Source organism: Acetonema longum DSM 6540 (genome assembly GCF_000219125.1).
Taxonomy (GTDB): domain Bacteria; phylum Bacillota; class Negativicutes; order Sporomusales; family Acetonemataceae; genus Acetonema; species Acetonema longum.
The window spans coordinates 1-838 of sequence record NZ_AFGF01000187.1 but is presented as its reverse complement, the minus strand read 5'-3'; the positions used below and the strand labels follow the sequence as shown (position 1 = coordinate 838).

The window sequence follows — 838 nt, the reverse complement described above, 5'->3', positions numbered from 1 at the left end:
GGATCGGTTACACTAAGTTGGACAGAAAAAATAAGGGCATGTAGAATAAAGGTATCAACCAAAAAGGAGCGGATCTCTACCATGTCCAACCAAGGCCGACGCACGTTTACACCCGAATTCAAAAACCAAATGGCGCAGCTCTATGAAAATGGGAAGTCAAGAGCAGCGATTGTGGCGGAATATGACCTGACCGCATCTGCTTTAGACCGTTGGATCAAGCAAGCCAAGACCACCGGCTCCTTCAAAGAGAAGGATAACCGCTCAGCAGAGGAAAATGAGCTCATCGCCTTGCGTAAAGAGCTTCAACAGCTCAAGATGGAGAACGATATTTTAAAGCAAGCCGCGCTGATCATGGGACGAAAGTAGCTATCATAAAGAACAACTGTGATAAATACTCGGTATCAGCAATGTGTGCCGTCCTACAAATCGCCAGAAGCACCTTTTACTATGAAGCGAAAGAACAACCAAATGAAGAGGAACTAACCGAAGCCATTGTGGAGATTTTCCACCAGAATCGAAAAGCCTACGGCACCCGAAAACTCAAGGTCAAGCTCCAGGAACAAGGCTTCTTCGTATCCAGACGTCGCATTGGGCGCATCATGAAGGAGCAGGCACTGGTCTCTACCTATACCATCGCTCAGTATAAGCCCCATAAAACAGCCTGTAACGAAGCAAAGACGGCCAATGTCCTGGATCGCCAGTTTGAGCAGACACAAGCTAAACGCTTCGTTGTCAGCGATCTGACCTATGTGAAGGTCCAAAACAAATGGCATTACATTTGCGTACTGATCGACCTGTTCAATCGAGAAATTATCGGTTATAGTGCAGGACCAAACAA

Annotated in this window: 1 pseudogene; it reads left to right on the top strand. The window is 46.5% G+C overall.

From position 1 onward, the window contains the following. Positions 1 to 81: 81 nt before the first annotated feature. Positions 82 to 838 (top strand): annotated as a pseudogene (locus tag ALO_RS23270) (IS3 family transposase); the annotation flags it as partial.